General features: G+C 68.2%; 22 protein-coding genes. 12 read left to right on the top strand and 10 right to left on the bottom strand.

The window, feature by feature from the left end:
* Nucleotides 1-13 precede the first annotated feature (13 nt).
* The 5 genes from H0P51_RS04435 to H0P51_RS04415 all read left to right on the top strand — a co-directional run bounded on the left by H0P51_RS04435 (nt 14) and on the right by H0P51_RS04415 (nt 4,415).
* A complete protein-coding gene (locus H0P51_RS04435; protein WP_180916820.1) occupies nt 14-1,252 on the top strand; it encodes an inorganic phosphate transporter in 1,239 nt (412 codons plus the stop codon).
* A complete protein-coding gene (locus tag H0P51_RS04430) occupies nt 1,249-1,530 on the top strand; it encodes a hypothetical protein (RefSeq protein WP_180916819.1) in 282 nt (93 codons plus the stop codon). The genes H0P51_RS04435 and H0P51_RS04430 overlap by 4 nt, the downstream gene beginning before the upstream one ends.
* A 61-nt stretch (nt 1,531-1,591) precedes the next feature.
* On the top strand, nt 1,592-1,900 hold the full coding sequence (locus H0P51_RS04425) for a DUF3349 domain-containing protein (protein ID WP_180916818.1): 309 nt from the start codon (nt 1,592-1,594) through the stop codon (nt 1,898-1,900).
* Between the two features lie 68 nt (nt 1,901-1,968).
* The gene (menE, locus tag H0P51_RS04420; protein WP_246398713.1) at nt 1,969-3,039 is read left to right on the top strand and encodes an o-succinylbenzoate--CoA ligase; all 1,071 of its coding nucleotides are present in this window, start codon (nt 1,969-1,971) and stop codon (nt 3,037-3,039) included.
* 11 nt (nt 3,040-3,050) lie between these two features.
* On the top strand, nt 3,051-4,415 hold the full coding sequence (locus H0P51_RS04415) for a hypothetical protein (RefSeq protein WP_180916817.1): 1,365 nt from the start codon (nt 3,051-3,053) through the stop codon (nt 4,413-4,415).
* A gap of 25 nt (nt 4,416-4,440) precedes the next feature.
* Here H0P51_RS04415 and H0P51_RS04410 read toward each other — a convergent pair whose 3' ends face one another.
* Entirely contained in the window at nt 4,441-6,615 is a 2,175-nt protein-coding gene (locus tag H0P51_RS04410; RefSeq protein WP_180916816.1) for a DUF7159 family protein, read from the bottom strand.
* Nucleotides 6,616-7,057: 442 nt separating this feature from the next.
* Here H0P51_RS04410 and H0P51_RS04405 point away from each other — a divergent pair, with 442 nt between their 5' ends.
* Nucleotides 7,058-8,599: a DUF7937 domain-containing protein gene (locus H0P51_RS04405; RefSeq protein ID WP_246398711.1), complete on the top strand. Its 1,542-nt coding sequence runs from the start codon at nt 7,058-7,060 to the stop codon at nt 8,597-8,599.
* Between the two features lie 7 nt (nt 8,600-8,606).
* Here H0P51_RS04405 and H0P51_RS04400 read toward each other — a convergent pair whose 3' ends face one another.
* Nucleotides 8,607-9,383: an S-methyl-5'-thioadenosine phosphorylase gene (locus tag H0P51_RS04400; RefSeq protein ID WP_246398390.1), complete on the bottom strand. Its 777-nt coding sequence runs from the start codon at nt 9,381-9,383 to the stop codon at nt 8,607-8,609.
* 34 nt (nt 9,384-9,417) lie between these two features.
* Between H0P51_RS04400 and H0P51_RS04395 the strand changes: the two genes are divergently transcribed.
* The 3 genes from H0P51_RS04395 to H0P51_RS04385 all read left to right on the top strand — a co-directional run bounded on the left by H0P51_RS04395 (nt 9,418) and on the right by H0P51_RS04385 (nt 12,192).
* Complete coding sequence (locus H0P51_RS04395) at nt 9,418-10,302, top strand: 1,4-dihydroxy-2-naphthoate polyprenyltransferase (RefSeq protein WP_180916813.1); 885 nt, start codon at nt 9,418-9,420, stop codon at nt 10,300-10,302.
* Nucleotides 10,303-10,312: 10 nt separating this feature from the next.
* Nucleotides 10,313-11,101, top strand: coding sequence for a DUF4190 domain-containing protein (locus tag H0P51_RS29175; protein WP_425488959.1), 789 nt, complete (start codon nt 10,313-10,315; stop codon nt 11,099-11,101).
* Nucleotides 11,102-11,184: 83 nt separating this feature from the next.
* A complete protein-coding gene (locus H0P51_RS04385; RefSeq protein ID WP_180916812.1) occupies nt 11,185-12,192 on the top strand; it encodes a beta-ketoacyl-ACP synthase III in 1,008 nt (335 codons plus the stop codon).
* A 1-nt stretch (nt 12,193) separates the two neighbouring features.
* Here the strand turns inward: H0P51_RS04385 and H0P51_RS04380 are convergent, their stop codons facing one another.
* Nucleotides 12,194-12,523, bottom strand: a complete 330-nt coding sequence (locus tag H0P51_RS04380; RefSeq protein ID WP_246398388.1) for a DUF4229 domain-containing protein — start codon at nt 12,521-12,523, stop codon at nt 12,194-12,196.
* Between the two features lie 45 nt (nt 12,524-12,568).
* On the opposite strand from H0P51_RS04380, the gene H0P51_RS04375 reads away from it, so the two are divergent.
* Nucleotides 12,569-12,724: a hypothetical protein gene (locus tag H0P51_RS04375; RefSeq protein WP_180916811.1), complete on the top strand. Its 156-nt coding sequence runs from the start codon at nt 12,569-12,571 to the stop codon at nt 12,722-12,724.
* Between the two features lie 92 nt (nt 12,725-12,816).
* Here the strand turns inward: H0P51_RS04375 and H0P51_RS04370 are convergent, their stop codons facing one another.
* The 7 genes from H0P51_RS04370 to hemL are packed head-to-tail and all read right to left on the bottom strand — an operon-like array spanning nt 12,817 to nt 20,175.
* A complete protein-coding gene (locus H0P51_RS04370) occupies nt 12,817-14,175 on the bottom strand; it encodes a MinD/ParA family ATP-binding protein (RefSeq protein ID WP_425488958.1) in 1,359 nt (452 codons plus the stop codon).
* Nucleotides 14,176-14,211: 36 nt separating this feature from the next.
* Nucleotides 14,212-15,180, bottom strand: a complete 969-nt coding sequence (gene ccsB, locus H0P51_RS04365) for a c-type cytochrome biogenesis protein CcsB (RefSeq protein ID WP_180916810.1) — start codon at nt 15,178-15,180, stop codon at nt 14,212-14,214.
* Nucleotides 15,181-15,193: 13 nt separating this feature from the next.
* A complete protein-coding gene (resB, locus tag H0P51_RS04360) occupies nt 15,194-16,831 on the bottom strand; it encodes a cytochrome c biogenesis protein ResB (protein WP_246398386.1) in 1,638 nt (545 codons plus the stop codon).
* A gap of 17 nt (nt 16,832-16,848) precedes the next feature.
* On the bottom strand, nt 16,849-17,643 hold the full coding sequence (locus H0P51_RS04355; RefSeq protein WP_180916808.1) for a cytochrome c biogenesis CcdA family protein: 795 nt from the start codon (nt 17,641-17,643) through the stop codon (nt 16,849-16,851).
* Nucleotides 17,640-18,245, bottom strand: a complete 606-nt coding sequence (locus H0P51_RS04350; protein WP_180916807.1) for a TlpA disulfide reductase family protein — start codon at nt 18,243-18,245, stop codon at nt 17,640-17,642. The genes H0P51_RS04355 and H0P51_RS04350 overlap by 4 nt, the downstream gene beginning before the upstream one ends.
* A 2-nt stretch (nt 18,246-18,247) precedes the next feature.
* Nucleotides 18,248-18,856 (bottom strand): histidine phosphatase family protein, encoded by a 609-nt coding sequence (locus H0P51_RS04345; protein WP_180916806.1) that lies wholly within the window; start codon nt 18,854-18,856, stop codon nt 18,248-18,250.
* Entirely contained in the window at nt 18,856-20,175 is a 1,320-nt protein-coding gene (gene hemL, locus H0P51_RS04340) for a glutamate-1-semialdehyde 2,1-aminomutase (protein WP_180916805.1), read from the bottom strand. The genes H0P51_RS04345 and hemL overlap by 1 nt, the downstream gene beginning before the upstream one ends.
* 58 nt (nt 20,176-20,233) lie before the next feature.
* Here hemL and H0P51_RS04335 point away from each other — a divergent pair, with 58 nt between their 5' ends.
* Together H0P51_RS04335 and H0P51_RS04330 are read left to right on the top strand one after the other, a co-directional pair.
* Nucleotides 20,234-20,626, top strand: coding sequence for a nitroreductase family deazaflavin-dependent oxidoreductase (locus H0P51_RS04335; RefSeq protein WP_180916804.1), 393 nt, complete (start codon nt 20,234-20,236; stop codon nt 20,624-20,626).
* Nucleotides 20,626-21,780 (top strand): enolase C-terminal domain-like protein, encoded by a 1,155-nt coding sequence (locus H0P51_RS04330; protein ID WP_180918733.1) that lies wholly within the window; start codon nt 20,626-20,628, stop codon nt 21,778-21,780. The genes H0P51_RS04335 and H0P51_RS04330 overlap by 1 nt, the downstream gene beginning before the upstream one ends.
* Nucleotides 21,781-21,785: the final 5 nt, after the last annotated feature.

Genomic DNA, 21,785 nt, shown 5'->3' with positions numbered 1-21,785 from the left:
AGAATCAGGCCCTGTGAACATCCAATTGTTCCTCTTGATCATCGTCGTGGTGACCGCCCTCGCGTTCGACTTCACGAACGGTTTTCACGACACCGGCAACGCAATGGCGACGTCTATCGCCAGTGGCGCCCTGGCACCCAAGGTGGCGGTAGCCCTGTCAGCGGTGCTGAACCTGGTGGGCGCCTTCCTGTCGACCGCGGTAGCGGCCACCATTGCCAAGGGCCTGATCGATTCGCACATCGTGACCCTGGAACTGGTATTCGCGGGCTTGGTCGGCGGCGTGATCTGGAACCTGCTCACCTGGCTGCTCGGCATCCCCTCGAGCTCCTCGCACGCACTCATCGGCGGCATCGTCGGCGCCACAATCGCCGCCGTCGGCGGGCACGGGGTGATCTGGCGGGGCGTCATGTCCAAGGCGATCATTCCGGCCGTCGTCTCCGCCGTCTTGGCCATCCTGGTAGGTGCGCTGGCCACCTGGCTGGTCTACCGAATCACCCGTGGTCTCCCGACCCAACGCACCGAGGCCGGGTTCCGGCGCGGCCAGATCGGTTCGGCGTCGCTGGTCTCGCTGGCACACGGCACCAACGACGCACAGAAAACGATGGGCATCATCTTCCTGGCGCTCATGTCGTACGGGGCGATCCCAAAATCGGCCTCGGTGCCGCCGCTGTGGGTCATCGTCGCCTGCGCGGTGGCCATGGCCACCGGCACCTACCTCGGCGGCTGGCGCATCATCCGCACGCTGGGCAAGGGCCTGGTCGAGATCAAGTCGCCACAGGGCATGGCCGCCGAGTCGTCCTCGGCCGCGGTCATCCTGCTCTCCGCGCACTTCGGCTACGCGCTGTCGACCACCCAGGTCTGCACCGGTTCGGTCATGGGCAGCGGATTGGGCAAGCCCGGCGGCGAGGTCCGCTGGGGAGTGGCCGGCCGAATGGCGACCGCGTGGCTGGTCACCCTGCCGTTGGCCGGGTTAGTCGGAGCGGTCACCTACTGGATAGTCCACCTGATCGGCGGATACCCGGGAGCGATCATCGGCTTCACCTTGCTGCTGGCGGTATCCGGCGCGATTTACCGGCAATCGCGCAAGGTCACGGTCGACCACCGCAACGTCAACGCCGACTGGAAGGGCGACCTGACTGCGGGTCTGGACAGTGCGGATCAACAACCACCGACGGGCCAAGGGCCCCGCTCCGGTGCCAACGCACCTCAGTTAGGCTCCGATGACTCGCTGACCTCAGGGAACGTGGCATGAACGCTTGGTTCAACTACGAAGCAACACTCAAGATTCTGGTGTTCAGCCTGCTCGCAGGGGCGGCCTTGCCCGGGCTATTCGCCGTGGGTATCCGGATGCAGGCCGCCGGCAACCCCGGCGCCGGCGGTGCCGCCGGCAACTCGCGGCCGCTGCTGACTGCGATCGCATGGGCGATCTACGCGCTGGTCGTGGCGGTGGTGCTCCTCGGGGTTCTCTACATCGCGCGCGACTTCATCGCCCACCACACTCACTATCCATTCCTAGGGGCCAAGCCGTGAAGCCCCAATCGTGGCCAACCTAGGTTTTTCGGGACGGTCGGCCGGGTAAGTTGATCGCACAATGAACCGATTTCTCAGTTCGATCGTCTCGTGGCTGCGAGCGGGTTACCCGGACGGCATACCGCCGACCGACTCCTTCGCCGTGCTCGCGCTGCTCGCACGCCGCTTGACCAACGACGAAATCGTCACGGTCGCAAACGAACTGATGCGGCGCGGCGTGTTCGACGCCGACCACATCGACATCGGTGTCGCCATCACCCAGCTCACCGACGAGCTCCCATCTCCCGAAGACGTCGAACGCGTGCGAACCCGATTGGCCGCCCAAGGCTGGCCGCTCGACGACGCCCGCGACAACGGGGAGCGCGCATAGCCGTCCTGCGGGCGCTGCACGTCCCACCGGGATCGGCTAGCGCACTGCTAATGCCCGCACTGCAACGCGTGCTCGCCGGGCAGGACCCGGCCCTGGTCGCAACGCCCGACCCAGACGACCCGGCGCTGCGCGGTCTGCGGGTCGGCGAGCGGATCGACGACGATGTCGCCCTGGTCGTAACGACCTCGGGAACAACCGGTGCGCCCAAGGGCGCGCTGCTGACCGCCGCCGCGCTGACGGCTAGCGCATCGGCCACCTACCGGCGCATCGGCGGTCCCGGCCGCTGGCTGCTCGCCGTTCCGCCGTATCACATCGCCGGCCTGCAGGTATTGGTCCGCAGCGTGACCGCCGACACCGTGCCGGTCGAGCTTGACGTGTCGGGCGGTTTCGACATCGATCAGTTGCCCAGCGCCGTAGCCGAATTGGGATCCGGAAGGCGATACACCTCGTTGGTCGCTGCCCAGCTGGCCAAGGCGCTGACCAACCCCGCTGCCACCGCCGCGCTGGCTGAACTGGATGCCGTCCTGCTGGGTGGTGGGCCGGCGCCGCGGCCGGTACTCGAGGAGGCCTCAACCGCAGGCATCACCGTGATACGCACCTACGGGATGAGCGAAACGGCCGGGGGATGCGTGTACGACGGTGTCCCGCTGGACGGGGTGGAGTTGCGAGTGCGTCCCGACGGCCGCATCGTGCTGGGAGGCGCCACGCTAGCAGTCGGTTATCGCAACCCGGTCGAACCCGACCCCTTCGCCGAGCCGGGCTGGTTTGTCACCGACGATGTTGGCGCTCTTGATGATTCGGGTTTGCTGACGGTGCTGGGCCGGGTTGACGACGCGATCAGCAGCGGCGGATTGACCGTGCTGCCAGGCCCGGTGGAGGCGGCACTGGGCACCCACCCGGCGGTGGCTGACTGCGCAATCTTCGGCGTTCCCGACAACCGATTGGGGCAGCGGGTGGCCGCCGCGATCGTTGTCGCGCCGGGATCGAAAACACCGACGCTGGACGAGTTGCGGGCCCACGTCGCAGCCAGCCTGGACAGCACTGCCGCCCCGCGTGAGCTCCATGTGGTCGAGGAACTCCCGCACCGCGGTATCGGCAAGCTGGACCGGACGGCATTGATACGCCAATTCGGGTCGTAAGCTGGCCGGTTGTGAGGATCGCGCGCCGGGAAACTTTCGCGGTGTTCGTCGCGATCGCGCTGGTGGTTGCTGCTTTCGTATTGCCGCGGCTGCACCTGGGCGTCAACCCGCGCCGCGATACCGGCCTGGAGCGGTTCGCCCGGCACGCCGGTGCCGCGCCAATCTTCGGCTACTGGGACATTCACATCGGCTGGGGAACGGTACCCGCGGTGCTGATCGCGGTGGCCGTCGTATGCTGGGGACCAGTTGTCGCGCAACGTACTTCGTGGCGTTCACTGACGCTGCTAACCTGGGCGACGGCATGCGCATGGGCGTTCGCGCTGGCGATGATCGACGGCTGGCAACGCGGTTTCGCAGGCCGGCTGACCACCCGGGACGAATACCTGCACGAGGTCCCCGGTGTTACCGACATTCCCGCAACGGTGCGCGGATTCGCCGCCCGGATCGTCGACTTCCAGCCACATTCGTGGACCACCCACGTCTCGGGGCATCCACCGGGCGCGCTGTTGACCTTCGTGTGGCTCGACCGCATCGGCCTGCACGGCGGCGCCTGGGCGGGACTGCTGTGCCTGTTGGTCGGGTCCAGCGCGGCCGCGGCTGTGGTGATCGCGGTGCGTGCGCTGGCCGACGAAACGACCGCCCGGCGGGCAGCCCCGTTCGTGGCGGTGGCGCCGACCGCGATTTGGGTCGCGGTATCGGCCGACGGCTACTTCGCCGGTGTGGCGGCCTGGGGCATCGCGTTACTGACGCTGGCAGCACACGGCAAAACCCGACTCCCGGTGCTGCTCGCCGCAACCGCGGGGCTGCTACTGGGCTGGGGGATTTTCCTAAGCTATGGCCTGGTCTTGATGGGGTTGCCGGTGCTGGCGGTGCTGATCTCGGCGGCAGACTGGAGAACCGCACTGCGCACCCTGGGTCCCGCGACATTGGCCGCGGTGGCGGTCGCAGTGACATTCGCGGTGTCCGGCTTCTACTGGTTCGACGGTTACGAGCTTGTGCAGCAACGATATTGGCAGGGCATTGCGAAGGACCGGCCGTTTCAGTACTGGAGCTGGGCCAATCTGGCATGCACGGTCTGCGCGGTCGGTTTGGGCGGTGTAGCCGGCCTGAGCCAGCTGTTTGACGCCAGACTGACAGGCACCGCCATCCGGCGTCGGTCGGGCTTGCATTTGCTGCTGCTGGCGGCCTTAGCCGCCATCGTGTTCGCGGATTTGAGCATGCTGAGCAAGGCCGAGACCGAGCGGATCTGGCTGCCGTTCACCGTTTGGCTCACCGCCGCCCCCGCGCTGCTCCCGGCGCGGTCACACCGGGCATGGCTGGCCGTTAACGCCGCCGGGGCGCTCCTGCTGAACAGCATCATCTTCACGAACTGGTAATCCCCGCGCGGGTTCAGCGTTCGGATCAGCGTGGTCCGGTCGGGGCCTTCGGAACCTGCTGCGTCGGCACCTTGGGCGCAACCGTCGGCACCTGGGGTGCCTGGGTGCGCGGCACCGGCGCCTGGGTGGGCTGCGGGGCGTAAGTGGGCTGCGGGGCGTAGGTGGGCTGCGGAGCCTGGGTCGGCTGCGGAGCCCGGGTGGGCTGCGGCGCCACCGTCGTCGGAACCGGTGCAGCGGTCGTGGGTGCGGGCGCCACCGTGGTGGGTGGCGTCGTCACCCTCGGCGCAGTGGTCGGCGGGGTGGTCGGGGCCGCCGTGGTCGGTGCCGTCGTCGGCGCAGTGGTCGGTGCCGTGGTCGGTGCCGTCGTCGGCGCGGTGGTAGAAGGCGTCGTCGGCGCGGTGGTCGTCGGCGGCGTGGTGGAAGGCGTGGTCGGCGGCGTCGTGTACGTCGTCGGCGGAGTCGTCGGCGTCGTGTAACTCGGCGGCGTATAGGTCGGCCACGTCGGCATGCCCGGCACCCAGCCCGGGAAGGGGAGGGGGATCGGCACCGGAACAGGCACCGGGACGGGAGCCGGAGCATTTGGCACCGGAGCGGGAGCCGGAGCCGGAGCGGCCGGCACCGGAGCCTGCGTAGGAATGTTCTGCACCGGCGGAATCGAGCCACCCTGGAACCCGACGGTGGGGGCCTCCGGCGCGGGCGGGGGCACCGGCGCCTGCTGCTCGGTCGGCAACAGCGGCATGAACTTGCCCGGCTGAGCGTTCTGATGACCCTCGACCGGGATCGACGCCGCGGCCGGCCGCACAGTGACCGCCACCGCGACGGCCAGTGAAGCGAACCCCATGATGGCAAAGCCGACGACGGCATTGCTGATCAGCAGCCGTTTCAGGTTATGCGGACTGCCGCCGGCGGCGTCCGGGTCGTCCTCGTCGAAGCCGTCGTCGAACTCGTCCTCGTAGCCGTCGGCGTACTCGTCGCCGTATTCGGCGTAACCATCGGTGTCCACCGGCAGGATGTCGTACTCGCTGGCCTGCGAATACGCGAGCTGTTCGTCCCCCGACGCCGACGGCCCAGAGTCGGCGGGCGGCATGAAAGCGGTCGCGTCACCAGGAGCCCCCGGGTCACCAGAGGCCACACCCGAATGGAAGTACGCGTGCGCATGCGGGTCACCGGCGAGACTGTGATCCCCCGAGGAGACACCCGAATGGAAGTTCGCGCCGCCTCCGTCGCCGGAGATGGGTGCCGCCATCGTCGCATCACCAAGTGAGGGCGCAGCCATCGTCGCATCCGCTGGCAGTGCCGGTTGGGCGACCGTCGAGCCAGCTGGGGTGAACCCGCCGTGATCGGGGGGCAGGTGCGGATTCTCGATCGGCGAGCCATACCCGCCGCCACCGGCCGATCCGGATCCGCCGTCGCTGGGCAGCGCGGATTTGTCCAAACCCGAGTCCGACGGGCCGAAACCACCGGCCGATCCAGACGCACCGCCGTCGCCTGCCAGCGGCGACTGATCAAAACCCGAACCCGACGGCGCAGAACCTGCGGCCGAGCCCGACCCACCATCGCCGGGCAACACCGGCTGCGCCATGGTCGCGCCCGCGGACCCGAAATCGCCCCCATCGGCGGGCGGCACTGATTGATCCACGCCCGAGCCCGACGGCCAACCACCGCCGGCCGGCGCAAAGCCGCCAGCCTCGCCGCCCAACGCCGGGGCCGCCATCGTCGCGTCGGAAGACACCACCGGAGACGCCATCGTTGCGTCCGGCGCCCCACCGACGCCGCTGTCCGACGGTGCGGAGGCCATCATCGTCGGCGGCGCGTCCGGGTCACCGGATGCGGCGGGACTCGCCATCTGATTGCCGAACAGCAAAGCCAGCGCGGCCGCACGTCCCGGTCCCACCGGCCGCCTCGCCGCCTCCGACGGAGGCACCATCCGAACATTCGGCACGCCGGCATAGCTCAGCGCCTCAGATAGCCGCTCGGTGCCGTACCGGTCGGGCCAGCACAACTCGGTGGCCAGTAACCGGTGACCCTCGTCGGCCAACAGCCGGTGGGTGCCTACCACCGTTTCGGACAAGTCCGCGATCGGGTCACCAGCCAGATCGACCGAGTACTGGTCGATCACCTCGCCGTCACGGGCTACCGCGTCGACCAGAGCCAGGCGCGCGACCCGGCCCGTGACCGCGACCCCCAACACCACGTCCATTTCTGGCTCTCCTTCGGCTGGTTACCCCACGACCAGCAATCTCCCGGCATAATTACACTGCGATACGTTCGGCAATATTCGTCATTCGGGCGACAAGGTTTCTCCGTACGAGGTTTCCCTATGAGCGCAGCGTAACCGCATTCCCGACCGACGGGGACGGTCACTTGCGATCCAGCCGTTGTTCATAACCTGCTCACAGCCACTGCGTCCGAATGGAGATTATGTTCGCAACAGAGCAACGCAGCGGCCCCGGCAAGGGGTTCCCTTGCCTTCGGACACCTGCACCGGCAGTACCCGACCTCGATCCCTGGGGGACACCGTGAGCCTGAGCAGCGACGACACGCCAACCGGCCCCATCGCGGGTCTCCGCCAGGCGCCTCCTGGACCGCCCCCGGGTGATCCACGGTTGCCCGCGCACCCCGGTCCGGAAGCTCCCGGGCACCTGACGAAACGTCTTAACGGCGTCCGCGACCTAGTCGCCCTCCTGTTGTTGCTGCTCGCTCCGCTGTTCCCGTGGAACCTGTACTTCGGACTTGGTATCCCGGACAGCAGCGCAGTGCTGTGGGGGCTACTCGGGGGGGTGACGCTGCTTTCCATGCTGGCGCTGGCGCTGGGGCGCGGCCGTGTGTCGGCAAACCGGCCGCGCCTGCTCCTGAACATCCCCTATCTGCTGCTGGTAGTCGCTTTCGTCGTGTTCGACGTATGGGAATCCATCAAATTTGGCGGCAAGGTCAACGTGCCCGGCGGCGTCGGTCCGGGCGGCTGGTTGGGCTTCGCCGGTGCCCTGTTGAGCGCACAGCCGGTATTCGGCAGGCCCGTCATCGACGAAGAGCAGTACCACCGCTGGCTGCGCCTCGCCCGCATCATCGGCTACGCATCGATGTTCGGGGCATCGCTCAGTGCCGGCTTCAACCTCTGCTGGCGGTTGCGCTACGCATTGGTGGGCAGCGACGGTTCGACGTCCTTCGGCACCCGCAACATCGTGGTGATCATGACCGCGGTGGTCTACGGCGTGGTAGCGCTGGCCGCCGTGCTGGTCGCCTCGCGGTGGGTCCTGCGCTACGCCAACGGCTCCAGGCTGGCGACGCTGTGGCTGGGCGGTTCGACGCTGCTGGCTGGAATCATCGTGTGGGCTCTGCCCGCGGGCCGTGAAATCGACGCGTTCCACGGCATTGCCCAGAACACGTCGACGGCCGGGGTCGGGTACGAGGGCTATGTGGCGTGGGCCGGTGCGGCTGCGATATTCGCGCCGCTGGCGTTGTTCAGTTCCCGCGAGACGCGCAGAGACCGGGAGACTTGGCGCGCGGCCATCCGGAAAGGCCTGGCGTTGATCATCGTCTGGTGCCTGGGATCGGCGCTCATGCGCGTGACCGACCTTGCAGTCGCAGTGTTGATGAACTACCCGTACTCGCGCTACGACATCTCGATGCTGGCCGTCTTCGACATCACCACAGCGGTGCTGGCATGGTGGCTGCGGGCCAAGCTGGCCAGCGGGGCGCTGCGGTCGCGGCTGCTGGTCTGGCTGAGCGGCCTGGTGCTCGCCCTGATGATTTCCCGGGTGATCCTCGGCGTCCTGCTGGCACCGCGCTTCGCGCAGGCCTCCGTGGGCCCGGTGTACGGAAACGATCTGGCACAGCAGATCGACAGCACGTTCGACGTGACACTGTGCGGGCTCGCCCTGTGCGTCCTGGTTGCGATCATCGTGGCCGGACGCATCCGCAAGCCGCGTCGGCCGCGCCGCCGCGGCCCCGTCCAGCGGCCCGCCCCCCGGGCATCTGGTCCGGGCAGGCCCCGGGTGCCGCTGCCAACCCGTCCGAGCGGACCGCCGCCTCCGTCAGAAGCCAGGACAACACAGTTCGGGGCCGCGGGATACGACGCACCCACCAGTGTTCTGTCCGGACAGGGCCATCCGCCGCACCCCGCGCAGCCGGGCGCAGCTGGGCCGCGGCCAAAGATCTACCGGCCGCCGGCCGACCCGTCCTGAACCAAGCTCAGGGCAGTTCGAACGGCAACGCCACTCCGGCATGTTGCAGGCAGTGCGAGCAGGTGCGCTCGGTGGCCACCTGTCCGAGCGCGGTGCGCACCAGTTGCTTGAGCTTGTCGATGTGCTTCCCGAACTGGGCGAACACCTCGACACCCTTGACTCCCTCGCCGACCGCAACTCCGGCGTCCACGTCGGTTACCAAAGCAATTGCGGCATAACATAATTCAAGCTCTCGGGCGAGTATGGCCTCCGGGTAGCCGGTCATGTTGATCAAGCTGAACCCGGCGGCGGCGAACCATTGGCTCTCCGCGCGGGTGGAGAATCGGGGACCCTGAATGACCACCATGGTCCCACCGTCCCGCACGTCGGGCAGACCGGTGACGGCGGCGCGTAGCGTCGGGCAGTACGGGTCGGCAAAGCTGGTGTGCACCCCGCCGACATCGAAGTAGGTGTCTGCACGGCCGCTGGTCCGGTCGACCAACTGATCCGGCACCACCACCGAACCGGGACCGACCTCGGGGTCCAGACTGCCGACCGCGCACGGCGCCAACACCCGTCGGACGCCCACCATGCGCAGCGCCCACATATTGGCCCGATACGGCACGGTGTGCGCCGTGTACTCGTGGTTTGCGCCATGCCGGGGCAGGAAGGCGACTTCGTGCTCACCGATTGCGCCGATCGTGATGGGCGCGCTGGGCTGGCCGTACGGGGTGTCCGGGATAACGGTCCGGGTGTCCGAGTCGAAAAATGTGTAGAAGCCACTGCCGCCGATCACTCCGAGCATCCGCCCATTGTGGTGCATAGGGCAGGATGCCCTGGTGGCCAGTTTTGCGCAGTGGGTGTCCGGTGCTCGCCCGCGGACCCTGCCGAACGCGGTGGCGCCCGTCATCGCCGGCACCGGGGCCGCGGCCTGGCTGCACGCCGCGGTGTGGTGGAAGGCGTTGTTGGCGCTCGGTGTCGCGCTCCCGTTCATCGTCGGCGTCAACTACGCCAACGACTACTCCGACGGCATCCGCGGTACCGACGACGAGCGGGCCGGCCCGATGCGCCTGGTGGGGTCGCGGGCGGCCACGCCGCGGGCAGTGCTCACCGCGGCGCTCGTGAGCCTCTTCGTCGGCTGCGTGTCCGGGCTGGTACTGGCGCTGGTCAGCGGGCCGTGGCTGATTGGGGTCGGCATCGCCTGTGTGCTCGGGGCCTGGCTCTACACCGGCGGCTCCAAGCCCTACGGCTACTCCGGATACGGCGAAGCGGCGGTATTCGTGTTCTTCGGTCTGACCGCCGTATTGGGCACGCAGTATGTTCAGGCGTTGCGGATCGACTGGGTCGGCGTGGTGCTGGCCGTGGCTATCGGGGCGCTGTCGTCGTCGGTGCTGGTCGCCAACAACCTGCGCGACATCCCCACCGACACGGTGTCGGGCAAGATCACGCTGGCGGTTCGGCTGGGCGACCGCCGGACCCGGGTGCTCTACCACGCGCTGTTGGCCACCACTGGCCTGCTGACACTGGTCCTGATGATCGCGACGCCGTGGTGTGGGGCAGGTCTGGTGGCCACGCCGCTGGCGCTGCGCGCCGACCGACCGGTGCGATCTGGGCGCAGTGGACCGGAGTTGATTCCGGTGCTGCGCGACACCGGGCTGACCATGGTGGTGTGGGCCGTCGCGGTAGCAGCCGCGCTGGCCTGGGCTGGAAATGTTGCCAAGTGACGGGGGTTGGATGAACGACGGACGCACTGACCAGACGGCAAATCCCTGGGGCGCGAGCACGCCGCCGGGGTGTCCCGACGACGACACAACGATGGCCGCCACCGCAGCCTCGACGCAGCCACCCACCGAACAGATTCCGACCGGCGCTGCCGAACCCACTCAAGCTGCCTGGGTGCCGGCCGGCTCCTTCGACCAGCACTCGCCGCCAAACCCGTCACCCGCGGCCTATCCCCCGCCGATTCCTTCCGCGGGTCTCTACCCGCCATACCGAGTTGGTCGGCCGACCAACTCGATGGCGATCGTGGCACTGGTGACGTCGTTCGTCCTGGCTCCGCTGGGCATCATCTTCGGGCACATCTCGCTCTCGCAGATCAAGCGCACCGGGGAGGAGGGCCGCGGGCTGGCAATAGCGGGCCTGGTGATCGGCTACGTGGCAACATCGCTGACGGTCATCGGGCTCGTCTTCTTCCTGGTCGTCATGGCCAGCCTGGGAGCGGCCTCCCACCGATCCGCGTCACCCACCCGCGTCACGACATCGCCATCCCCGATCGGCACGCCGGGTTCGACCGACAAGGCGATCAAGAACGCCCAGGTCGGCGACTGCATCAGGCGAGTGACGGGCGCCCGCCGCCGCGATGGCACGTCCGACGTAACGGTGTCGACCGCCACCTGCGGATCAAGTTCTGCCACCGACCGAGTCACCAAGCGCACCTCCGACCCCTCCAACTGCAGCGGGCAATGGGTCCGCACGACGGCGTATTCGCCGCCGATCGTCCTTTGCCTGTCCAAGCTGCGGTAGGCGACCCGACTGCGCGAGCTCGCCACCGCCCCGCCTAGAGTCGATCAAACTTGGGGGGTCCGAGATGACGCGGAAGGACGAGCATGTCAAAGATTGTCTCGACCAGCGGCCCCACCAGAATCGGTTTGCTCAGCGTCGGGGCCTACCGCCCCGCGCGTGTAGTGACCAACGAAGAGATCTGCGAGAACATCGACTCCTCCGATGAGTGGATCTTCTCCAGGACCGGAATCAAGACACGACGCTTCGCCGCTCACGACGAGACCGCAACATCCATGGCGATCGAGGCGAGCCGAGAGGCGCTCACCAGGGCCGCGCTTGACGCTACCGAGATCGACGGCATCATCCTGGCCACCAACACCCACTTCCTGCAGACCCCGGCCGCCGCACCCGCCGTCGCCACGGCACTGGGCGCCAAGGGAGTGCCGGGCTTCGACCTCTCGGTCGGGTGCGCAGGCTTCGGCTACGCGCTGGGCGTCGGCGCCGATATGTTGCGCGGCGGCAGCGCACGGAAGATGCTCGTGATCGGCACCGAGAAACTGTCCCCCACGGTGGACATGTCAGATCGCAGCAACTGCTTCATCTTCGCCGACGGCGCCGCCGCCGTGGTGATCGGTGAGACACCCGAACAGGGCATCGGTCCGACCGTCTGGGGCAGCGACGGCGAACAGGCCAATGCCATCCGCCAGGACATCAACTGGATCGACTACACCTTGAATCCGACCGGCCCGCGCCCGTTCCTGCGGATGGAAGGTACCGCCGTGTTCCGTTGGGCGGCGTTTGAGATGGGCAAGGTCGGCCGGGAGGCCATGGACGCCGCCGGAGTACGCCCAGACGAGATCGACGTATTCATTCCGCACCAGGCCAACAGCAGGATCAACGAGCTGCTGGCCAAGAACCTGCAACTGCGCCCTGACACGATCGTGGCCAACGACATCGAGCACACCGGAAACACCTCGGCGGCGTCGATACCGTTGGCGATGCACGAGCTGCTGGCGACCGGCGCGTCCCGGCCCGGTGACCTAGCCCTGCTGATCGGCTACGGCGCGGGTCTGAGCTATGCCGCGCAGGTCGTGCGGATGCCCGCGAACTGAGTCACGCCTCGTCGGAACCAGGCTCGGCGACCGCGTCGCCACGCAATCGGGCCCGCAGCTGGTCGCGTTCCTTGCGACGGCGCTCTCCGGTGACCTCGAGAGCGGCGGTGGCGCGTCGTCGCAACGGTCCGAACACCCACATGCCCAGCGGCATCGCGACAATTAGACCGAGCAGCAGGGCGAGGGTGAATGGGAAGTCGGCCACTCCGATCAACCGGGCCACGCCGTAGATCGCGCCGCTGACCGCAGCCGCCAACGCCAACCTGGCCATCGCGTAGATGACGACGGCTACGGCGGCGTCGGTGGGCTTGTCGTTGGGCGCTTCTGACACAACCCGAGCCTACGACGCGGGTATATTCGATCGAGGAGGTGTCGAGTGCTTTTCCTGCTCGTCGTCCTGATTGTGGGGACGCTGATCTTTCTCGGCTTGCGCGCGGCGCGGGCTCAGTCCAGTCGGCCGAAGACTCGCGTCATCGGACCCGACGACGACCCGGAGTTTCTGCGCCGATTGGGCGACAACAAACCCCGTTAGACGCAGTTGGCCCCGTTAGACGAAGTTGGCCCCGTTAGACGAAGTTGGCCCCGTTAGACGAAGTTGGCCCCGTTAGACGAAGTTGAGGCCCGTTAAACGAAGTTAGGGTTCGAGCGCCGCACGTCGCCCGGGAAACCGTCCGCCACCGCCGCCGCCAGTTCGGCGAGCGCTTCGCGGGTATCCCGCTTCAACCGATCGAGGCTGATCTCGGCGCCCTCTTCCAAATGAGGATCAAACGGCACCACTCGCACCGCTCGGCAACGCCGGGCGAAATGGTCCACGACCTTCTGCATGTCCACCTTGCCGGAGCGCGACCGGATCCCGTTGATGACCGCGATCGAGTTGCGCACCAGGTCTTCATGCCCATGCGCGTCTAGCCAGTCCAGCGTCGCCGAAGCGCTGCGGGCGCCGTCGATGGATCCCGAGGCGACCACGATCAGTACGTCTGCCTTGTCCAGCACCGCAGCCATGGTCGAATGCAGCAGTCCGGTACCGCAGTCGGTGAGCACCAGGCCGTAGAAGCGGTCCAGAATCTCCAGGGTGCGCGTGTAGTCGTCGCCGCTGAACGGCTCCGACACCGTCGGATCGCTTTCCGAGGACACCACTTCCAGCCCGCTCTCGTTCTGCGAGGTATAGCCGCGGACATCGCTGTAACGCGCGATCTTGTCGGCGTCGCGCAGCAGGTGGCGCACGGTCGCCGGAGTCTCGAGCGGAATCTTCTGACTCAGCGTCCCGCGGTCAGGGTTCGCGTCCACCGCGACCACCCGATCACCGCGAACCGACGCGAACATCGATCCCAGCGTCGCGGTAATGGTGGTCTTGCCGACACCGCCCTTCAGCGAAAGGACCGCGATCCGGTAGCTGCCGCGCAGCGGCCGATTGATCTGTGCGACCAGGTTGTTATGCCGCGTCGCGCGCGGACTCTCGCCCAGGTTGATCAGCTGCCCCGACAAGACGTACAAAGCGCGGCGCCAGCCCTCCGACGGTGGCGGCTTAACCGGCCGCAGCAGAACCGTGCTGGACAGCTCCGGGTACGGCGTCTGCGGCAACGGCTCCGGACGGAACTGCGGCCGTTCCGGTGGCTGCTGGGCGGCCTCGTCAGCCGGTCCCGGGTAGTACGCACCGTAGGCGGTCGGATCCACCCGCGTGGCCGTGGACACCGGCCCCGTGCTGGGTCCGGCGTCCCACTGGGACTGCTCGGCGGAAACCTCGACCGGCTGGGGTGGCGGCACCATGCTGGCGGAACCCACGGAACTGTCGGTGGCCGCAGGCACCCGCCGCTCGGTGCGGAATCCGGCGAACGCCCGGGTTGGCGCCTCCGCGGTGGGCGTCGCGGGTGGTTCGGCGTGCGGAACGGTCGGTATCTGCATGGTCGGCTGGTCTGGGCTGGCGTCTCCGCTGCCCCGATGAACCAGCGGCGCCCCCACGCCCGGCGTCGGATGCTCTGACACTGTTGTCAATCCCCCTGTTTCGGCCCGTAGTTTTGCTCAGCCCACTCCCGCGTACGAGTGCAGGCCAACGGTGACCAGGTTAACGAAGAACAGATTGAAGACCATCGCGACGAACCCCGCAACGTTGATCCAGGCCGCTCTGCGATCCCGCCAACCCGCCGTTGACCTGGCATGTAAGTAGGCGGCGTAGACCACCCATGCGATGAACGACACGGTCTCCTTGGGGTCCCAGCCCCAGTAGCGGCCCCAGGCCTCCTCCGCCCAGATCGCGCCGAAAATGACCCCGAATCCGAACACCGGGAAGGCGAAGATGGTGGTTCGATAGGCGATCCGGTCCAGTGTCTGCGCGTCGGGGAGCTTGTGCACCAGCCGGGCCAGGGTCCCTTCGGCATCGGGCTCCCCGAGGTGCGACGTCCGCAGCAGAAACAGGATGCTGGCGATGCCGGCGACCATGAATACCCCAGAGCCCAGACTCACCACGGAGACATGGATTGGCAGCCAGTAGGACTGCAGCGCCGGCATCACCGGCGCGGCGTTGGCATACAGCCACCGGCCAGAGACGGTCAGCAAGATCAAAATCGGCAGCAGCAGGAACACCCACAGCGGTCGATAACGCGGGCGGCGCAGCACCACCGCCCCGGCGATTAGACCGGACATGCAGGTCAGATTGATGAACTCGTACATGTTGCCCCAGGGCACCCGCATCGTGGCCAAACCGCGTAGCACGATGCAGGCCAGCAGCAGCCCGATGCCCAGGTACAGGACCGCCAAGCCGGCGCTGCCCACCCGTTCGTCGAACGGCCGCGCCTCGGCGCCCACCACGACCCCCGGAGTGGCACTGTCGCTGCTCACTGCGCCCGCGTAGGCGGGTTCGGGCTTGCGGGTGCGCACAAAGGCCAGCTCGCAGGCCAGCAGCAGCAGTGCCACCACCAGCGCCACCACCGCCGAGGTGAACGCCCAGTCGGAGTATCGGGCCAGGCCGATGTTGATGTGCTGGGTGTTCATCAGAGGTCCACCTTCACTTGACATCCACTTTTGGGGTGCCGCGTTCCCCGATCTTGTTCTCGGCCACCACGTCGCACCCGGCCAGCAACCGTTCGGTTAGCCGCTCGAACTCGTCACCCCAACCGGAGTTGTCGGTTCGCGCCAAGCCACCCAGTTCGATGCTGACCGTACCCGGCGTGCCGCGCTGCGGCGCACACCGAACCCATACGCGGCGACGACGGACCAGCAGGGACACCACCAACCCGGCCATCATCGTGATCGCGAACACCAGCACCCAGGACTGGCCGGGATCGTGCGAGACCTGCAGGTTGACGAACGGCACCGCCCCGTCGAACCGGACCGTGGTACCCGCGCCGGGCCCTTGGTCGATGCGGACCTGCTCCCCGACCCGCAGGTTGACCCGTTTCTCCTTGGTCAGCCGGCCCTGTTCTATCAGCCGTGGATCCAGGGTGAACAGCGACTGGGGCCGCCCGGTGTCCAGGCCGGTGTCGCCTCGGTAGATGTCGACGGCCACCGCTGGGTCGTTGAGCGCCGGGAACCGCGAGGAAAGCAGGGTTCCGTTGAGCTGCTCGGTCGGCGCGAGCAGGCCCTGGATCGCGATCTGGTGACTACGCCGCTCCGCGGCGGTTGGATAGGCGCCGGCCGGCGGGTCGATGCGCGCCACTCCCGACGAGAGGAGCGTCTGCGGGTTGTCCGGTCGCCACTGCACCGTCGAGCTGCGGGTCTGGCCGTTCGGAAAAGTCACCGTGAACGTGGGCGCGTAGCCGTGCCCCTGGAGGTAGACACGGTCGCCGCCGACGCGCAGCGGGTGGTTGACCTCGAGGCGGTACGGCCGCCAGGTGTTCGCCGCCAGATCGCCGCCGGACTGATAGGCGATGTCTGCGGCGAACGAGGTGGCCTGCCCCGACGCCAGGTAGTTCGCCTCAAAGTTGTTGACCCGCACACAGATCGGGTGCAGCGAGGTTCCGTCGACGGTGTTGCCGGCGCGGAAGGAGTCAAACGCGGCCGGCGACGCCGAGCAGAATCCCGGGCCGCCGTCGGCGATGACGATCACGTTGCCCTCGTAACCGAAGAGCTTGCCGACGGCGACCGCGACCAGCAGACCCAGCAGCGAGAAGTGGAACACCAAGTTGCCGAACTCGCGCAGGTAGCCCTTCTCGGCCGAGACTTCGACGGAGTGGTCGCGGTGCCGGATGGTGGAGCGCCAGCCACGCAGCCGCCCGGCCACCGTGGCGGCCAGCTCGTCTGGGGTAGTGCCGTGGACCTCGGCTTCGGTGTACTTGGGCAGCCGGGCCAGGTTGCGCGGTGCGGCCACCGGCTGCGCGCGCAAACTGCGGGCGTGCTCGACTATGCGCGGAGTCAGGCAACCCACCAGCGACACGAACAGCAGCACGTAGATCGCGGTGAACCAGAAGCTGGAGAACACGTCGAAGGCCTGCAGCTCGTTGAGCCACGGCCCGATCATCGGGTGGGTATGCAGGTATTCCTCGACCTTGCCGGCGTTGAGGCTGCGCTGCGGCAGCAACGCCCCCGGAATCGCGGCCAACGCCAGCAGGAAGAGCAGCACCAGCGCGGTGCCCATGGAGGTCAGCGACCGCCAGGTGTTGCGGGCTTTCTGCACGAGCAGTCGCGCCACCTTGCGGAGCGTCATGTCGGCAGCTCGTGCGGTCATATCGGCAGCCGCACGTCGGACACGAACGCGTCGCGCAGCCAGGACACGAAGTCGTTCCACACCCCGGTGACCAGGGCCACGCCCACCGCGATGAGCAGCACGCCACCGAAAACCTGGATCGCCCGGCTGTGCCGGCGCAGCCACCCCAGCCCGGACACCGCGGTGGCCGATCCGAACGCCAGCAGCACGAACGGGATCCCCAAACCCAGGCAATAGGCGATCACCAGCGCGATCCCGCGGGCCACGCTGGCGCCGTCGGTGGCCGAAGCCACCGTTATCACCCCGGTCAGCGTCGGACCCAGACACGGGGTCCACCCCAGCGCGAACACCGCACCCAGCAGCGGGGCGCCGGCCACTGTCGTCACCTGGCGCGGGCTGAACCGGGCCTGGCGCTGCAGCGCGGGGATCAGACCTACGAACACCAGACCCATCACGATGGTGAGCACGCCGCCGACCCGCTGCAGCAACAGCTGGTTGTCGATTAGCGCGGTGGTCATGCCCAGCACCACGACGGTGCCCAGCACGAACACCGTGGTGAAGCCGGCGACGAATAGCAGCGCCGAGCCGCCGACCCGCCAGCGGACCGCGGGTGGGGCTTTGACCGCTGGTCCCGCTTGGACCGTGCCGGGCTGCTCGTCGTCGACGCCTACCACCGCCGCCAGGTAGGAGAGGTAACCCGGCACCAGCGGCACCACACACGGCGACGCGAACGACACCAGCCCGGCCAGCATGCACAGACCGAGCGCCACCAGCAGGGGCCCGGCGGCGGCGAGGTGTGCGAAGCCGGTCACTGCGGCCCCGGTGCGCCGCTGCTCTCGGCGGCCAGCCCTTGCACCACCGGCTGCAGATCCGAGGCAATCAGCTCGCGCAGGTATACCGCGGCGACCCGGTGCTGGCGGTCCAGCACCAGCGTGGACGGAATCACCGTGGTCGGGTATTTGCCGCCGAGCGCGATCAGGGTGCGCATCGGCGGGTCGTAGATGGACGGGAATGTCACATGCCGGTCGTTGACGAAGTCCTGGGCCGCCTCGCGGTTGTTGTCCCGGACGTCGATGCCCAAAAAGGAGACGCCGGAGTCACGTGTGGCGTCGTAAACCCTTTGTAATTCCGCGATTTCGGCCCGGCACGGTCCGCACCACTGACCCCAGATGTTAATCACGACGACCCTGCCCTTGAAGTCGTCGAGCGAGATCGTGCGGTTGGGGTCGGTGAGGCTGGGTCCGGATAGCGGGCCGGGCCGGCCGCGGCTCTCCGGCGGGTCGTAGCGGATGTCGGTCTTGCCGCCGGGGGACACGAACTCGAAGGTTCCGCCTTGGGCGACGGCATCGCGCCCGGCGGAACATCCGGTGAGCAAAGCCGCCAGGAGCGTTGCGGCGACCAGCACGCGCCGCATGATCACCTGGCGGCCGGCTCGGCGTATTCCACGCCCGCCAGCCGATCACCCTCGTACACCAGCGTCGTCACCGACGCGAGGGCGCATTGCCGGCGGCGCGGGTCGTGCCAGAGCTTGTTGCCGCTAACATGCATGCGCAGCGTCCACACCGGCAGCTGGTGGCTGACGCACACCGCCTCGTGACCGGCGGCGAGCGCGCGCGCCTTGTCTGCCGCGGTGGCCATCCGGGCGGCGATCTCGGCGTACGGTTCGCCCCAGGACGGCCGCAGCGGGTTGCGTAACTGCCACCAGACGCGCGGGTCCCGCCAGGCGCCGTCACCCGGACCGACCTTGCGGCCCTCGAAGAAATTGGCCGATTCGATGAGGTCGGGGTCGGTGTCCACGGCCAGGTTGTGCCGGGCGGCGATGGGCGCGGCGGTTTCCTGGGCGCGCTGCAGCGGTGAAGCAATCACCGCGACGATGTCACGGTCAGCCAGAAAATCGGCGACCGCGGCGGCCTGGGCAACGCCGTTGTCCGACAGGCGGAAGCCGGGTATCCGGCCGTACAGGATTCCGGTGGGGTTGTGCACCTCGCCGTGGCGCACCACGTGGACCCGGGTCGTCTCGGCCATCAGGGTGTGTCCTCCTGTGCCCCGGCCGCCGCCTTAGCCGCGGCCGGTAGCGCGTCGGCGATCTGACCGAACGCGGTGTCGTCGAGTGCCGCCGAGACGAACCAGGCCTCGAAGGCGCTGCACGGCGGGTAGATGCCCGCGTCGAGCAGGGCATGAAAGAACGGGGCGTAGCGCCAGGTCTGGCTGGCCTTCGCAGTGGCGAAGTTTGTCACCGGCGCGTCGGTGAAGAACACGCTCAACATGTTTCCGGCCCGCGGAATCTGATGTGGGACGCCAGCTTCGGTGAGGGCCTCAGAGAGTAGCGTGGCCAGCCGGTCAGCGTTGGCGTCCAGCGCGGTGTACACGGCGTCGTCGGCGGCACGCAGGGTGGCTAGCCCGGCGGCCATCGCCACCGGATTGCCCGACAGCGTGCCAGCCTGATACACCGGCCCCAGCGGTGCCAGCCGTTCCATCACCTCGACCCGTCCGCCGAAGGCCGCGGCCGGCAGTCCGCCGCTCATCACCTTGCCGAAAGTGAACAGGTCGGCGACCACGGGATCGATTCCGTACCAACCACTACGGCTAACCCGGAAGCCGGTCATCACCTCGTCGACGATCAGCAGCGCACCATGTTCGGCGGTGACCCCGCGCAGGGCGGCGTTGAAGCCCGGCGCCGGCGGGACAACGCCCATGTTGCCGGGGCTGGCCTCAGTGATCACCGCGGCGATCTGCTCGCCGTGGTCGGCGAAGATTTGCCGGACCACATCGATGTCGTTGTACGGCAACACTATTGTGTCGGCCGCAGCGGCGCCGGTCACCCCCGGCGACGACGGCAGACCCAGGGTTGCCACGCCCGAGCCCGCGTCGGCGAGCAACGCGTCAGCGTGCCCGTGGTAGCAACCGGAGAACTTGACGATCTTGGGCCGTCCGGTAAACCCGCGGGCCAGGCGTATCGCGCTCATGGTGGCCTCGGTGCCGGAGTTGACGAACCGCAGCCGCTGCACGGCAGCGACCCGGTCGATGATCTCGGTGGCCAATTCGGTTTCGGCCGGCGTGGGGGCACCGAAGGACAGGCCGTCGGCGGCGGCCTTGATCACGGCGTCGACGACAGTGGGATACGCGTGGCCCAGGATCATCGGGCCCCACGAGCAGACCAGGTCGACGTAGCTGTTGCCGTCGGCGTCGGTGAGGCGGCAGCCGTGGGCCCCGGTGATGAATCGCGGGGTGCCGCCCACCGCGGTGAATGCCCGCACCGGGGAGTTCACGCCGCCGGGGATGACGGCGCAGGCGTCCGCAAACAGCTTCGCCGACGCCCCTACCCGGGCGGTAGTGCTACCCATGCCGACCAGTGTCCCAGCCCGCGCGCCCCGATCAACTACAGGGTGTAGAACGTGATCTATGCAACTCCCTCAATGGCTAGCCCGCTTCAACCGGCACGTCACCAACCCGATCCAACGGCTGTGGGCCGGCCGGGCCCCCGGTTACGCGATCATCGAGCACGTCGGACGGCGCTCCGGAAAGCCCTACCGGACGCCGGTGAACGCCTTCGACACCGTGGTCGACGGCAAGCCCGGCCTCGCGATCCTGCTGAGCTACGGTCCGGATCGCGACTGGCTTAAAAACCTCACCGCTGCCGGCGGTGGGCGGATGACGCGCAAAGGACGAAACTTCCGCGTCACCGACCCGCGGGTGGTTTCCCGGGCCGAGGCGGCCGCGTACGTCACCAATGGGCAGCGGGCCTTCTCCCGGATCCCGTTTGAGCAAGCGGTCCTGCTGACCATCGGCGGGTGATGCGACTCACCGCCATCCGAGAGCGGGCGGTGGGGCTGCAGGGCAGCGCCGCGAACGCGGTCGTCGACTTCTCCGGTCACACGGTTTCGCTCGTCGCGCTCATCGCGGTCCGGGATGGCCGACCGGCGGTGGGTGTCGCGTTCGACTCGATAGGCCGGTTCGCGCAGAGCGGAATCCTGCGCGACCGGATGATCCCGCGGGTGCTGGCCGCTCCGCCAGATTCGCTGCTGGACCATTCCGGGGTGATCGACCCCGCCGCCGTGCTGGCGTGTGCCCTGCGCAACGAGAAGCCCGGTGGCCACGGCGACCGGGCCGCCGCGGCGGCCGCGCTGGAACTGGCCTGCTGGGACCTGCTGGCCAAGCTCGAGGACGAGCCCGCCTACGTAACCATCGCCCGCCATTTCGGTATCGAGCCGGCCGGTTCGGTACCGGTCTATGCCGCAGGCGGCTACTACCATTCCGATGCCGGCCTGGCCGGGCTGCGCAGGGAGATGCGTGCCTATCTCGACATGGGTTATGACTCGGTGAAGATGAAGGTCGGCGGGGCGCCGCTGGCCGACGATCTGGCCCGGGTCGAGGCCGTCATCGATGTGGTCGGCGACGCCGGACGGGTCGCCGTCGACGCCAACGGTAGGTTCCCCCGCGCGGAGGCGATGCGGTGGGCGGCCGCGCTGGCGCCGTATCGGCTGCGCTGGTTCGAGGAGCCCGGCGATCCGCTGGATTTCGAGCTGAATCACGCCGTGACTGATTGCTACGACGGTGCGGTGGCCACCGGGGAGAACCTGTTCTCGGTTCCCGACGTGGTCAATCTGGTGCGCTACGGCGGCATGCGGCCGGGGCGCGACATCTTCCAGATGGACGCCGGTCTGAGCTACGGGCTGGGCGAGTACGCCCGAATGCTCGAGGTGCTCGAGGGGCACGGCTTTGATCGCCGCTGCGCGTTTCCGCACGGCGGGCACCTGATCAACCTGCACATCGCGGCCGGGCTGAGCCTGGGCGGGTGCGAGTCGTATCCCGGCGTGTTCCAACCGTTCGGCGGCTACTCACCGGGTTGCGAAGCGCGCGACGGCTGGATCGCGCCGACGGATGCACCGGGCTTCGGGCTGGAACAAAAACCGCGCCTGGCCGCGACAATAGCCGAGCTGACGAGTTAGGGGCA

Source organism: Mycobacterium vicinigordonae (assembly GCF_013466425.1).
Classification (GTDB): domain Bacteria; phylum Actinomycetota; class Actinomycetes; order Mycobacteriales; family Mycobacteriaceae; genus Mycobacterium; species Mycobacterium vicinigordonae.
This window is presented reverse-complemented; position numbering and strand designations above follow the sequence as displayed.